This window comes from Streptomyces atratus (assembly GCF_014648655.1).
GTDB classification, from domain to species: domain Bacteria; phylum Actinomycetota; class Actinomycetes; order Streptomycetales; family Streptomycetaceae; genus Streptomyces; species Streptomyces atratus.
In genome coordinates this window covers 179,591-191,432 of sequence record NZ_BMRN01000002.1, presented here as the reverse complement: position 1 = coordinate 191,432, position 11,842 = coordinate 179,591, and the positions used below count along the sequence as shown (strand labels likewise).

The 11,842-nt window shown below is 66.9% G+C and carries 14 protein-coding genes and 3 pseudogenes; 9 read left to right on the top strand and 8 right to left on the bottom strand.

The annotated features are described in order from the left end of the window. Positions 1 to 180: 180 nt before the first annotated feature. From IEZ15_RS03900 to IEZ15_RS03890, 3 genes and pseudogenes are all read right to left on the bottom strand, one after another. Positions 181 to 1,029 (bottom strand): annotated as a pseudogene (locus IEZ15_RS03900) (RNA repair domain-containing protein); the annotation flags it as partial. 57 nt (positions 1,030 to 1,086) lie between these two features. Continuing rightward, entirely contained in the window at positions 1,087 to 1,251 is a 165-nt protein-coding gene (locus IEZ15_RS03895; RefSeq protein ID WP_189274263.1) for a hypothetical protein, read from the bottom strand. Positions 1,252 to 1,296: 45 nt separating this feature from the next. Beyond that, positions 1,297 to 1,785 (bottom strand): hypothetical protein, encoded by a 489-nt coding sequence (locus IEZ15_RS03890; protein WP_189274261.1) that lies wholly within the window; start codon positions 1,783 to 1,785, stop codon positions 1,297 to 1,299. A gap of 129 nt (positions 1,786 to 1,914) precedes the next feature. On the opposite strand from IEZ15_RS03890, the gene IEZ15_RS03885 reads away from it, so the two are divergent. After that, a complete protein-coding gene (locus IEZ15_RS03885) occupies positions 1,915 to 2,421 on the top strand; it encodes a DUF6584 family protein (protein ID WP_189274259.1) in 507 nt (168 codons plus the stop codon). Positions 2,422 to 2,475: 54 nt separating this feature from the next. Here the strand turns inward: IEZ15_RS03885 and IEZ15_RS47635 are convergent. The 3 genes and pseudogenes from IEZ15_RS47635 to IEZ15_RS03875 all read right to left on the bottom strand — a co-directional run. Beyond that, positions 2,476 to 2,607: pseudogene (locus IEZ15_RS47635) on the bottom strand (YrrC family ATP-dependent DNA helicase); the annotation flags it as partial. Between the two features lie 21 nt (positions 2,608 to 2,628). Then, positions 2,629 to 2,982 (bottom strand): hypothetical protein, encoded by a 354-nt coding sequence (locus IEZ15_RS03880; protein ID WP_189274257.1) that lies wholly within the window; start codon positions 2,980 to 2,982, stop codon positions 2,629 to 2,631. Then, on the bottom strand, positions 2,979 to 3,269 hold the full coding sequence (locus IEZ15_RS03875; protein ID WP_189274722.1) for a hypothetical protein: 291 nt from the start codon (positions 3,267 to 3,269) through the stop codon (positions 2,979 to 2,981). The genes IEZ15_RS03880 and IEZ15_RS03875 overlap by 4 nt, the downstream gene beginning before the upstream one ends. A gap of 140 nt (positions 3,270 to 3,409) precedes the next feature. Here IEZ15_RS03875 and IEZ15_RS03870 point away from each other — a divergent pair, with 140 nt between their 5' ends. The 3 genes from IEZ15_RS03870 to IEZ15_RS03860 all read left to right on the top strand — a co-directional run bounded on the left by IEZ15_RS03870 (position 3,410) and on the right by IEZ15_RS03860 (position 5,691). Then, positions 3,410 to 4,234: a helix-turn-helix domain-containing protein gene (locus IEZ15_RS03870; RefSeq protein ID WP_189274255.1), complete on the top strand. Its 825-nt coding sequence runs from the start codon at positions 3,410 to 3,412 to the stop codon at positions 4,232 to 4,234. Next, positions 4,221 to 4,445, top strand: coding sequence for a DUF397 domain-containing protein (locus IEZ15_RS03865; RefSeq protein ID WP_189274253.1), 225 nt, complete (start codon positions 4,221 to 4,223; stop codon positions 4,443 to 4,445). The genes IEZ15_RS03870 and IEZ15_RS03865 overlap by 14 nt, the downstream gene beginning before the upstream one ends. A 781-nt stretch (positions 4,446 to 5,226) precedes the next feature. Next, a complete protein-coding gene (locus tag IEZ15_RS03860) occupies positions 5,227 to 5,691 on the top strand; it encodes a transglycosylase SLT domain-containing protein (RefSeq protein ID WP_229845731.1) in 465 nt (154 codons plus the stop codon). A 218-nt stretch (positions 5,692 to 5,909) separates the two neighbouring features. Here the strand turns inward: IEZ15_RS03860 and IEZ15_RS03855 are convergent. After that, a pseudogene (locus IEZ15_RS03855) lies at positions 5,910 to 6,107 on the bottom strand (sugar phosphate isomerase/epimerase); the annotation flags it as partial. A gap of 117 nt (positions 6,108 to 6,224) precedes the next feature. On the opposite strand from IEZ15_RS03855, the gene IEZ15_RS03850 reads away from it, so the two are divergent. Then, positions 6,225 to 6,635 carry an Imm10 family immunity protein gene (locus IEZ15_RS03850; protein WP_189274251.1) on the top strand — a complete coding sequence of 137 codons (411 nt, stop codon included), beginning with the start codon at positions 6,225 to 6,227 and terminating at the stop codon, positions 6,633 to 6,635. On the opposite strand, the gene IEZ15_RS03845 is transcribed toward IEZ15_RS03850, so the two are convergent. Further along, positions 6,586 to 7,451, bottom strand: a protein-coding gene (locus IEZ15_RS03845) for an IS5 family transposase (RefSeq protein WP_373302488.1) whose coding sequence is annotated in 2 segments (ribosomal slippage) — positions 6,586 to 7,118 and positions 7,118 to 7,451 — 867 coding nt in all. Because the reading frame shifts where the segments join, the coding sequence is not laid out codon by codon here. The genes IEZ15_RS03850 and IEZ15_RS03845 overlap by 50 nt on opposite strands. A gap of 411 nt (positions 7,452 to 7,862) precedes the next feature. On the opposite strand from IEZ15_RS03845, the gene IEZ15_RS03840 reads away from it, so the two are divergent. From IEZ15_RS03840 to IEZ15_RS03825, 4 genes are all read left to right on the top strand, one after another. Further along, on the top strand, positions 7,863 to 8,195 hold the full coding sequence (locus tag IEZ15_RS03840) for a hypothetical protein (protein WP_114246774.1): 333 nt from the start codon (positions 7,863 to 7,865) through the stop codon (positions 8,193 to 8,195). Between the two features lie 20 nt (positions 8,196 to 8,215). After that, the gene (locus tag IEZ15_RS03835) at positions 8,216 to 8,527 is read left to right on the top strand and encodes a pore-forming ESAT-6 family protein (RefSeq protein ID WP_114245910.1); all 312 of its coding nucleotides are present in this window, start codon (positions 8,216 to 8,218) and stop codon (positions 8,525 to 8,527) included. 93 nt (positions 8,528 to 8,620) lie between these two features. Continuing rightward, positions 8,621 to 9,046, top strand: coding sequence for a DUF6507 family protein (locus IEZ15_RS03830; protein ID WP_189274246.1), 426 nt, complete (start codon positions 8,621 to 8,623; stop codon positions 9,044 to 9,046). After that, the gene (locus IEZ15_RS03825) at positions 9,043 to 11,823 is read left to right on the top strand and encodes a hypothetical protein (protein ID WP_189274244.1); all 2,781 of its coding nucleotides are present in this window, start codon (positions 9,043 to 9,045) and stop codon (positions 11,821 to 11,823) included. The genes IEZ15_RS03830 and IEZ15_RS03825 overlap by 4 nt, the downstream gene beginning before the upstream one ends. Positions 11,824 to 11,842: the final 19 nt, after the last annotated feature.

Sequence of the window (11,842 nt, the reverse complement as noted above, 5' to 3'; positions counted from 1 at the left end):
ACGGGTCCGGGAGCTGGTGACGGACATCCGCCTGCCGGCCCGGTTCAGCCCGGAGTCGCGGCGCGCCGCCTGGCTCGACTGTCCGGCGGCGCTTTGCCCCAGCCGGCCATGGCCTCATCTGTCGGTGATCCCGGAGAGCCACGCCGTGTCCTCCGGGCCCGGCGCTCCGAGGCCGGGCGCGGGCAGCCGGCGGACCTCGCCCGTTCGCAGGGCGACCGTGGCCCGTGGCCGCATCGGCCCGTCGCCCCTGCGTGAGAGCAGGACGAGTTCCCAGACTGTCGCCGTCATGGTGTCGAGCCGGGTGGCACAGTCGGCGGTGACTCGCCGCGGATCCCGGGTCCGGCCCAGGGACAGATGTGGGGTGAAGTTCTTGGCGGGCCCACTGCAGCGCGGGAACCGCTGCTGCAGCAGGTGGTGCACCTGGGCCCACGGCGCCTGGCCGGCTGCCGTCGGGTCGAGCCACACGGTGAAGTACGCCCTGTGCCGGAAGGTGCGCACCCCGTCCAGCCGGGCGGTGAAGACCGGCGTCTCGGCCGTCGCCGCGGCGAGCAGCGGGGCGGCCCGCTCGAAGTCGGACTCCGGCACGAAGCCGAAGAGCACATTGACGTGCGGCGGCCATCGGTGGATCTGCGGATCGTAATCCCGGCGGATGTCCTGGATCGGCGGCCACAGCTCCGCAGGCGGGATCCAGGCCACCGCTGTGCGGGCCGTCGGGGGCACGTCGAGGACGCCGACGGGATCGCCCCTGCCGGAGCTCGTATCGAAGCTCAGGTCCGCTTGCGGGTCCCGCACCCGGCCGGCGCCCGACGCATCGATGCGGTCCACGCCCGTGGCCCGGTCCCAGACCACCTCGCCGTCCGCCTCGATGAACACCACCCGGTGCCACGGGATGTCGCCCCCGGGCACGAACGAAGACAGCGGGATGCGTTTGCAGGCATCCCCGCGCTGGCTGACCCCCAGCACGAACCGGGCCGGGTCGAACCGCGGGTCCCAGCGGACCCGGTGATAGATCTCGTCGCTGGTTCGCATCACGCCTCCTCGCCCGCTCACGCCGCGACCGGCCGGACCGCCGCTTAAGACGTCGTTTCAGTGCGGCTTCACGTACTCCACCTTCACCACGTCCGGCACGTCGGGCACGTCGGGCGGCTTCTCCCGGCCGGTCAGGAGTGCCTCCGCCGACGTGTCGCCCATGAGGTACCGGCGGAAGAAGGCGACGGTGCAGCTCGTGGCGGTCCGGCGCCGGGTGATCACTGCCCCTGCTGACAGGGGCAGTGATCACCGGGGCTGCCGCCGCGCTCACACACGGCGGGACTCGGGCTGGATGACGTCCTTCGTCAACGGCCATGGAGTCGCGGATGACCAGCCGACGACCGGCATGGTCTCGTCATAGTGCGGCGCGAAGTCGGCGCACACCAGTGCGGGCATGCGGTAATCGGAGTCGCGGACGTGGGCCAGGAACGTTTCGGGCAGGACAACGTGATGCGTCGCGAGGTAATGCGGGAAGTCCTGCCGCCACAGCCAGGACCCGTCCGTGACCAGCGACGAGCACCCTGCGGAATAGCGGTGCGGAAGCCCGGTGAGGACGTCCCGCCCGGCTTCCATCACGTCCAGCAGCACATGACCGGCATCCAAGTAGGCCACGATCTCGCCCTCGTCGGCCTCGCCGGCAGGACGCACGGCGTCACGCAGCCGGCCGTTCGGCCGCACCCCCGCGTCATTGAACTCGTCGTAGAAACCCAGCAACCCCAGCACCACACCGACCTCCCCCTGCGCATGTGCGCCCACGTCTTCGGACCGTCCTCTGCCGCATCGAGCGCACTTCCGGCCATGCGCAGAAGCTACAACCAGTCGGTCTCGGGGCACCTTGAAACAATTCACTTACACATATCCGCGGGCACGCCCGATGATGTGCGCATGGCACTGAAAGAGACGCTGGAGCGCGTGGACGCGGACCTCGCCGCGGGACGTGTGCCCATGGCCCGCCAACGATTGCGCGGACTGGTCTCGTCCTACCCGCACTACCCGACTCTGCGCCGACGCCTGGCCGACGTCTACCGGATGTACGGCGACCCTGCCGAGGCCGGCCGTTGGACGTACCTCGAAGAGGACAGGCTCCCGGACGAGGTCGCCGCGTTCGAGAAGAGGTACAGCGACCCGGTGCGCCGGATGCGCGCCCTGGCCTGGCAAGGCCCGGAATCGGCGGCCGACTCACCCTTCGTCGAGGAGCAGTTGGCAACCGTGCGGACCGCCGCCGCCAAGGCCCTCGGCCATCCGGTCACCTGGGACACACTCGCCGAGGTGCGGGGTGACGCGCCGGAGACGGGTTCGTTCCGCCAGTCCTTGGCGGCCATGGGCTGCGCGCTCTTGGCAATCGCGTTCGTTGCGATCTGGGTGAACGGGTTCCTCGACCTCTTCCGCTGACGGCGAGTGCCTCGAAGTCGCCCGGGGCTACACCACCGTCCCTGTCCGCAACAGCCCCCAGCACGCCTCCGTCCGCAGGAAATCGCCCACCTGGGCACCGAGCCGCGCGCCGACCGCCACGAGGAGATCACCACTGCCGTGCCCGGTGTCGACGTGGGCGACGGTGTATCCGTTCTCCTCGTTGGCGTCGTCAGGCGGGTTGCCGACTCACCGGCTGTCGATGTCCGGTTCTCGGTGCCCCAGCCTGCCATTGTCCGGAACAGGTCCACTCGCGCTCAGTCGCGAACCCCGGCTCTCCGCGACCCGCTTGACCTCCTGCAACGACTCGCTCAGCCGACTGGCGAGGAAGTGGAGCTCCGCGCCTGTGACCCGCCGGTCCGCCAGAAGGTCGGCGGCGTGGCCGAGCAGGTCGTCCGCCATGCCGAGTTGGATGCTCTCGATACCGTCGGCCATCCGTGACACATAGCCGGTGCCGTCCCCCAGGACATAACACGGCTTGCCCTCCGCCGCCGTCCAGGGCAGCAACCTGAACGTGCGGCTTTCGCCCTGCTCCCCGTTCACGCGGCGACCTCGGCTCGGCGAAGGGGCCAGGGCCTGGGCCTGGTGTCCACAGCGTGCACGGCGATCCACAACGTGCGCGATCGCCGCCGCGCCTCGGCCACCTGCCGCTCGTGCGCCACGAGATAGGGACGCACCAGTGGGCCGTCCTCTCCATACAGCGGACGCTCACCGGTACGACGGACGGTGGGGCCGGCCACGTATACGCATGAGTACGGATGGACGGTGACGGGGGCTGGGCGCAACAACCGCACCAGCGACTCGGTGAACCGGCGGACGAGATCCTTCATGTCGGCGTGCTCTCCCTCTGACTTACCCACGAACGGATGCGCTCTGTCGCGAACTCATCACAGAGTGGGGTCGGGCGTGGCTACGCTGCCAGGGGTTCGGGCTTGACAGCCCGCTGGTCAGACACAGGAGTTGAGGCTGGATGGCGATGAACCGGAAGGCGCGTACACCGAGGGAGAAGTACGGGGAGGAGCTGAGGCTACGGCGGACAGCGGCGGGGCTGACACAGGAGGCCCTGGGCGATCAGGTCGTATGCTCGCCGACGCTGATCAGTCATTACGAGGCGGGGCGACGACTGCCGAACCCGGATGACGCCCAGAGGGTCGACCGGGCGCTTCAGACGGATGGGTTCTTCGCCCGATGGCTGGAGGACCTGGAGACGAAGTACGCAGATCACTTCGCCGTAATGGCGGAGTTGGAGCGGCAGGCAACGCTGATCCAGCAATTCGCCCTCTCTCTGGTGCCCGGACTGCTCCAGACGGACGGTTACGCGCGTGCGCTGTTCCGCGCGTACCGGCCGAACCATCGGCAGGAGGACCTTGACAGAGATGTCGTCATCCGGACCGAGCGTGCGCATATCCTCGACGGCCCGTTGAACCCTGTCCTGTGGACCATGCTGGACGAGGCCGTGCTCAGGCGTCAGGTCGGTGGGCCACAGGTCATGGCGGAGCAACTGCGCAAAATCGCGGACATGGCCGACGCCGGACGGCTGCGGCTGCATGTCCTGCCGTTCAGCGCGGGGGCCCATTCACTGCAAGAGGGTTTGGCATCCCTCATGGGCTTTGAGGACTCCGCTTCGGTGGCATACGTCGAGGGCTTCTTGACAGGGCATCTGATGGACGATCCAGCTCTGGTGAAGGCCTGTCGGACGGCCTACGATCTTGCCTTGAGCGATGCGATGTCGCACCAGGAATCACTGGCCCTCGTGCGGGCAGCAGCAGAGGAATATGAACATGGTCAGCAGTAAGTTCAGTGTCTCGGACTCGTCCACGCTCACCGGGTGGTTCAAGTCCAGCTACAGCGGTGGCGGTCAGGGCGACTGTCTTGAGGCGGCCGCTGGCTACGTCGACGTCCCCATCCGCGACAGCAAGATCCCGAACGGCCCCGCGCTCACCTTCTCCGCCGACGGCTGGTCGTCGTTCGTCTCGGCGGTCAAGGACGGCAGCATCAATCCCTGAACCAGGCTGCGTCTCGCACCTGGCCAGCAGTGGCGGCCAGTTGCGGGACACTGTCATGCGCGCGAAAGGAAGCCCTCACGCAGGGCCGGGTCGCGCAACAGGTCGAGGGTCTCTTCCTCAGTGATCGGTCCTTGGGTCTGTCAGGTTCTTCATCGCTGCAAGGGCCGGTCGACCGGTTTGCACCCGCCTTGACCTCGTTGACCACGAAAGAGGCGGTTCCCCCACACCTCCCCGCCCGGCCGCGACTTGTCCGGCGCCACGCCGTGACTCCGTCGCGGCGGACTTCACGCCCGCACCGCACCCGGCGAGCCGCAGCGTCCGCCGCCGTCGCCGCACCGCGGCCGACCGCCGCCCACGGCTGCACGCATCCGCATTCGGAACCACAAAGATCCGTCTGTCCGCAGCGTGATGCCGGTCGTGCGCGGTGGGGACCGCGGGTTCCCTCAGGCCACTTCAAATGGCCCGACCGCGCTCCAAATGCGCCGCGCATTTCATTCATTACACGGGATGAATAGAGGGCTTATTTTCGCGCACCATGGGCCACATAACGATGTCCGTTTTGGGGCGATTTAACACTTCCGTCGTGTGATGTGGCCAATATGGCGCACGTCACCACGATGCGACTTAGTAGGACAAAGAGCCCGCTTCATGGCCCGTTTGCGGCGATTTCGGAAGCCGTTGCCCGTTCTCTGTACGTATTCCGATAGTAAAGAGAGTGATTGACCGAAACTTGAACCCGGCTTAACAATTCTTGGCATCCCCACGGAAGAGGTAATTTCCGATGCAGATCTCCGCGATGTCCAAGAAGTTCGCTCACATGACCCAGACCAAGAAGATCTCACTGGGCATGGCCGCCGCAGGAGCCGCAGTCGTCGCCGGTTCCCTTGTCGGTGCTCCGGCCGCCTCGGCCACTCCCGCCCAGTCCGGCAGCAGCGTCAGCAACTGGATCAACCAGTCACTGGAGATCATGCGCGCGCAGGGCATCCCGGGCTCCTACCACGGGATCCACCGCAATCTGATGCGCGAGTCGAGTGGCAACCCGAATGCCATCAACAACTGGGACTCCAACGCCGCCAAGGGCATCCCGTCCAAGGGTCTGCTCCAGGTCATCGACCCGACCTTCAGGGCGTATCACGTCCCCGGCACCTCGTGGAACATCTACGACCCGGTCGCCAACATCACCGCCGCCTGCAACTACGCGGCACATCGCTACGGCTCGATCGACAACGTCAACTCGGCCTACTGATCAGCATGTGATGAAACGTCGGGACGTCGCGAGACGGTCCCGACCAGGCGAAAAGGGGTCCGGTCACAAGACCGGACCCCCTCGCTTTCCCCCACCGCCAGGGCTTCCCGATCCCCCGGATCCCTCCCCGGAAGCGCCCGACGCCAGATACGACCCGGCAGTGTGCCGATCGGTTGCACGTCCTGGCGATCTCTTTACCCTGGCGGCAAAAAGCCTTCTCAGCAGGCGTGTTCGGCGTACCGGGACGCGCCATCCGCGAGAACTTCGGCGCCGTCGCGGGCCCAGAGGGCCTCGTTGAAGATCTCCGCCTCGATGGGGCCGTCCAAGCCCGTTGCCTCGACCAGCGTGCGGAACGCGCGGAAGTCCACGGACCCGTCGCCCAGTTGACCCCGTCCGACCAGGACGCCCGCCGGAACACCACGCCCAGCCCACCGAAGCACTTAGTAGACATCGTTTCTTTTGGAGGTTGGTAGCTGGCCACTCCTGGTCGGCTTGCTTGTAGGCGCCGTTTGGCGGCCTGGTAGAACTCAGGCATGACATACAGGTTCACAGCGCGTGTGGTGGGCGCTGAGATCATCCCCGGCGACGACGTCATGCTGGCCGGTGTCGCTGAGGACGAGGAGGAAGGCAGCTTCAGCCTGGTGTTCATGGGCAGCGTCGCCGAGCCCTCCCGGCAGGACCTAGCGCTCGGTTGGGACACGCATTGTGTGGTGACACCTGACCAAAACACGGCCTACGGCTGCGTCCGGAAGATAGCCCTGACGGACAACGTGCTCACCGTGTCGCTAGCCCAGGACTCCCTCGATGCCTTGGCGCTGGAGGACGCGGAGATCGAAGCAATCCTCGATGTACCGGCAGAGGACGTCACACGGCTGCGTGACATTCTGGCGAAGGTCATGGCGTGCGGGCGTCAGAACGCCCGCCCTGAGCGTGTTGGGCTCTAGTTTCGCTTCGCCTCGTGAGTCGGCGGTGGCAGATGAGAACTGCTGCTATGCCCACAAAGGCGAGGAAGTGTTCTGCTTTGCGCTCGTAGCGGCGGTGCAGACGTCGGCAGCCTGCTAGCCAGGACGCTGCCCTCTCGACCACCCAGCGGTGACGGCCCAGTCGCTGTGAGGATTCGATGCCCTTGCGGGCGATGCGGTGGGCGATGCCGCGTTTACGGAGCCATCGACACAGGTGGTCGTAGTCGTAGCCCTTGTCGGCATGCAGCTTCGCCGGCCGTCGGCGGCGCGGGCCGCGGCGGGACCGGATGGGAGGGATACCGCGCACAAGCGGTTCAAGGCCCTGGCTGTCGTGCATGTTCGCCCCGGAGATCCCCAACGACAGCGGTAGGCCGTTCCGATCGGTAAGCAGGTGAATCTTCGATCCCAACTTGCCGCGGTCAGTCGGATTTAGTCCCGTCAAAGGCCCCCTTTCGCCGCCCGGATGCTGACGGAATCGATCGCGCAACGCGACCAGTCCAGCTCACCCCTGGCACCGAGTTCATCGAGAACAACGCGGTGCAGCCGGGCCCACACCCGCGCTTTCGACCACTGCGCGAATCGCCTGTAGACCGTCGGCCAGGCCGGTCCGAATACCGGCGGCAACTGCCGCCACGTGCAGCCCGTGGTCGCCACGAACAAGATCGCCGCCAACACTTCACGATCGCCCGCCCGCCGTCGACCACCGCCCTGCGGACGGACCACCTCCGTCGGCGGCACCACTCGACGGAACAAGACCCACAACTCGTCCGGCACTAGCCGCTCAACGAAACACGTCATGCACGGCACAACGACCCGCCGAGCCAAAGGAAACGACGTCTTATGGGATCGGGCCGCCGACGGCCGGGAAGGGCCGCCCCACCTCCACGGCGAACGGGCCCAGCACGAGCGCCCGGCCTGCCCACATGGCAGCCCGCCGCTCACCAGCTGCGGTGCACCGGGAGCAGCGTCGCGTTCGGCTTTGCGAACGAGACGAGAATCGGCCGAAAGTACGCGGCAGCCGGGCCACTCAAAAAACGATCCGCCACCAGTGAGGGGAAAATAGTTCAAGTATGTGCCGAATTGGGCACCCTGGCTCTCGCTCCGGCCCCTCACACGCCACTCGCAACGCAATGCCCCTTGATTGCATCGGCAACGCAGAGTTGATAAAGGTGGTAGCACATACGTTCGCAAGACTTGGCGGGGGACTGGATGAAGTTCGACATGGGGGCGCAGGTTCTTTCGACGCTGTCGTCGAAGTCGCGTGGGTCGAGTACTGATCTGGGGACGTTGATTCGTCAGCTGGTGCAGGCCGCGCAGCCGTTGGAGGGGAAGTTCAACGGTGCGGGGCGTGCGGCGTTTGATTCGTTCAAGGGGCGGTCGGACGAGATCACGGCGGCGTTGAACGGTTCGCTGTCGGCTCTCCTCGGTGGTCAGTCGGGGATGGAGGCGGCGTTCAGCTCGGGTGATCAGGAGCAGGGTGACAACGCGCGGCAGCAGATGTCGGCGGCGAACTTCGACGCGGCGCGCTTCGGCGGCCGCTGACAGACGGGGTTGGGTTTCCGATGGCTGGTCAGAGTGATCGTCGTTCGTACGACACGGGTGCGTCCGCGGATGCGCAGGGCAACATTCAGGTGGTGATCGCGCAGCTGGAGGAAGTGATCGCGGCGCGTGACGCGCAGGTGAAGGCAGCGATGGCGGACTTCGCGGCGGACGGTGTGGCGGATGAGTACCACGGCAAGGAACTGCGGTGGAACCGTTCGTCGCAGGAGGTCAAGAACATCATCCAGTTGCTGAAGACGACGCTGGAGAAGAACGACGGAACGGCTCAGCACACGATCACGCGCGCGAAGGCCGCGGTCGACAACATCGGCTGAGGCGCTCCTCCCCGCATCAGAAGGAACGATCCTGCGGGGCATGGGTTGTGGATACGCAGTGTGCCAGGACAGTTCGGCAGAGGGGGCTTTCGCATGGTGGCGTGGGACATCAGACCGCAGGGGGTGCAGGGCCAGTTGAAGGTCACCGGTACGCATGCCGGGGACCTGGAGAAGGCCCTGACCGCACTGATGACGACCATGTCGGAGGCTGCGCAGGCGGCGGGTACGGCCGTTCCCGGCCCGCAGGCCGCCACGCCTTTGCAGGGCCCGGTGGCACCGGGGAAGGCGCCGTTGTCACAAAAGGCGATGGGGCCGGTGGCCGCGGCACTGGGCGAGTACCTCGGAGAGCGCCAGAAGGACTTCAAGGCGATGGCCGAGCGCATCGAGGCGGCCGTCCTGGGCGCGGTCGAAGCCACGAACGCGTACTGCGAGGGCGACCTGGAAGCCGCCGAGCACGCGCAGAACGCGGCGAAGGCCGTACGCCTGGACCTCCTCAAGGACACCGGGGGACACAGGTGAGCGGCAACGCTCCGGTCGACCCTGTCGGGATACCGGTCTTCACCGGTGACCTCGCCCTGCTCGACACAAAGGTGACAGCACTGTCCACCGACGGCGCGAAGATCGCGACGGCCGCCGGTGACGTCCACACCAGCTTCGGCGGACTGCACGCCTTCTACAAAGCACCCGAGGCGGAGCAACTGTTCGCCACGACCAAGCCGGTCGCGGACACCGGGCTCACCCTGAGCTCGGACCTGTGTGTCATCGCCGGTGCACTGGGCACCTACTCGGACGACGCCTACCCGCTGGTCGAGAAGCTCAAGGAGCTCAAGCGGGAAGCCGTCGCCTTCCGCGTCAAGGTCGACGGCGACGACAAGTGGCGCGAAGACGGCGACCTGGTCGAGGAGAACAACCACCGCCGCAACGAGATAGCCGAGGTCTGGGCCGCCTTCCAGGAGGTGGAACGCGCCTGCCACGCCAAAATCGTCGCCCTGGTCGGAGGCAAGGCACTCAAGACGAACGACGGCTCCACCAAGGAGGGCATGTACGGCTACGACGCCGAAGCCCTCAAGCAGGCGAAAAGCCTGCCCTGGGGAGACGCGGTCGAGGAGTCGACCCCCTGGTGGCAGGTGTGGGAGCACGCCTACGACTTCGGCAAGGGCTTCGTCGTCGACGGCGTCTGGGGCACCATCAAGGGCCTGGGCACCCTGTTCGGCGTCGACGGCTGGGACGCCGCGAAACAGGCATGGACCGGCCTGGCCAAACTCGCCACCGGAGTAGCGATCGCCATCATCCCCGGTGTGAACGCCGCCTTCTGGGCACTCCCCGATGACAAACTCCCGTCCTGGATAAGGGACTCACGCACCGCGATGAAGGAAACCGGCAAAGCGCTGGTGGCCTGGGACCAATGGGGCAACAACCCCTCCAGAGCCGCGGGAGCAGTCACCTTCAACGTCCTGACCACCGTCTTCACCGGCGGCACCGGCAGCGCGGTAGCGGGCGCGGGCAAGGCCGGCATGGCGGCCAAGGCCCTGTCCTTCGCAGGCAAGGCCGGCCGGATCGTCGACCCCATGACCTACGTCTTCAAGGGCGCGGGCGCGGGACTCTCGAAGATCGGCGACGTGCTGGCCGGACTCAAGGGCATGGGCCGCGTCGAGTTCCCACCACTCCCCGACAACGTCATCACCCTGCCCGAGGGCACGATCAAGCTCCCCGACGGCACGGTCCACCTCCCTCAGGGCGCGACGCTCCCGGACGGAGCAGTCACCCTCCCCAACGGCACAGTCAAACTCCCCGAGGGAGCTGTGGCACTGCCGGAAGGCACGATCAAGTCACCCTTCGACGAGGGCGCGCCGTACATGGACCGCGACGGCAACCTCTACAACGAGGACGGCAGCATCGCCCAGCACGCGAAGGACGCCACGACGGGCAAGCCGGACGCGGGCGCGGGCGTACCGAAGACCGACGCCCCGAAGGTGGACTCCCCGGGCACGGCCGAGGTCCCGGACCGCGTCCTGGCGGGCGTCGGCAGCCGCGGTGACGACGGCATCCGCCTCGGTAGCGACATCTCCGACCCGCTCCGTAGGGGCGGCCACACCCCTGGCGGCCACGCGGGCGACCACTTGCCCACGAACAACCTGGACAACACCCCCCGCGGCAGCCACGGCAACGACCCGCTGCACCAAGGCGATCAGACCCCCTCCACGGGCAGCGGCCACACCGACGGCCCCTCGGGTACTGGCCACGGCGACGGCCCTCCCGGCACGGGCAGCCACATGGATGGCCCCGGCGGCGGTGGCCACCACGAGCCCCCGTTCACGGGTGGCACCCACCTCCCGGAGACCCCGGGCGCAGGCGGCCTGGACGACGCGGCACACGGCACGAATGATGCGGCGCAGCCGGCGCCCCCCTCGGGCGGTCGGCAGCTGACCGCTGAGGAAATCAAGGTCAAGCAGGACGAATTCGTCCGGCGTGCGAACGACCCCGACAAATCCTGGTTCGACCTGTACTACCGGTCGGACGGCCATCGCCACAGCATCCACACCAAGATCGACGGGGTCGAACTACCCATCCTCGCGAAGGACAGCGACGGATCCTGGATCTCCAAGCACGACCTGCCCTCGGCCCCGTCGGAGATCAGGTACGGCCGCGACCCACTGACTCGCGGGAGCACCCCGGTCGACCAGATCGACCACCTCGACGATGTCGCGAAGGACCGCAGGGTCTCTGTGGACCTGTCCAACGCCGAGCGTGCGCACAAGGCTGCGCCGACCGAGCAGACGCTGGCGGACGTGGAGCGTGCCCGGAAACGGTTCATCGATCATTTCGACGATCAGACGTCCAACAACAGCAGCTACTCCGAACGCCTGGGCGAGGATGCCGCGCGGCTGCACGTGGTGCCTGAGCGGTTCGAGGGTGCGGTGGAGCAGCCTCTCCCGAAGACACCCAACGGCGCCAACATGTTCGATCAGTTGTACCGGCGGCCGGACGGCAAGCTCTTGATCGTCGAGGCGAAGGCGCCGAGTTCGGGGCTCATCTGGCGCAGAGGCAAGGGCGCCGCCGAAAAGTTTATGGTGCAGCAGGGCACCAGCCACTACCTGGAAACCATCATCTCTGAAATGGAAGCCCGCCCTCTACTTTCGGTGACCGACAGCGCTGGAAAGACCTGGACCAACGCCAATCTGGCGGCCGAGCTGAGGCCGGCGTTCGAAAGCGGAAACCTGGAGTATGCGATGGTGAAGGCCGTCGAGGGCAAGGGTACGTACGCCGGAGCGGTCCTCGAATACTTCAAGATCTGAATCTGACAAGGGAGATCAG

What these genes read in the sequence shown, in the direction of transcription:
- IEZ15_RS03885 (WP_189274259.1), top strand. Translation starts at nt 1,915, where the DNA reads ATGGCACTGAAAGAGACGCTGGAGCGCGTGGACGCGGACCTCGCCGCG.
- IEZ15_RS03875 (WP_189274722.1), bottom strand. Translation starts at nt 3,269, where the DNA reads ATGAAGGATCTCGTCCGCCGGTTCACCGAGTCGCTGGTGCGGTTGTTG.
- IEZ15_RS03870 (WP_189274255.1), top strand. Translation starts at nt 3,410, where the DNA reads ATGGCGATGAACCGGAAGGCGCGTACACCGAGGGAGAAGTACGGGGAG.
- IEZ15_RS03865 (WP_189274253.1), top strand. Translation starts at nt 4,221, where the DNA reads ATGGTCAGCAGTAAGTTCAGTGTCTCGGACTCGTCCACGCTCACCGGG.
- IEZ15_RS03860 (WP_229845731.1), top strand. Translation starts at nt 5,227, where the DNA reads ATGCAGATCTCCGCGATGTCCAAGAAGTTCGCTCACATGACCCAGACC.
- IEZ15_RS03850 (WP_189274251.1), top strand. Translation starts at nt 6,225, where the DNA reads ATGACATACAGGTTCACAGCGCGTGTGGTGGGCGCTGAGATCATCCCC.
- IEZ15_RS03840 (WP_114246774.1), top strand. Translation starts at nt 7,863, where the DNA reads ATGAAGTTCGACATGGGGGCGCAGGTTCTTTCGACGCTGTCGTCGAAG.
- IEZ15_RS03835 (WP_114245910.1), top strand. Translation starts at nt 8,216, where the DNA reads ATGGCTGGTCAGAGTGATCGTCGTTCGTACGACACGGGTGCGTCCGCG.
- IEZ15_RS03830 (WP_189274246.1), top strand. Translation starts at nt 8,621, where the DNA reads ATGGTGGCGTGGGACATCAGACCGCAGGGGGTGCAGGGCCAGTTGAAG.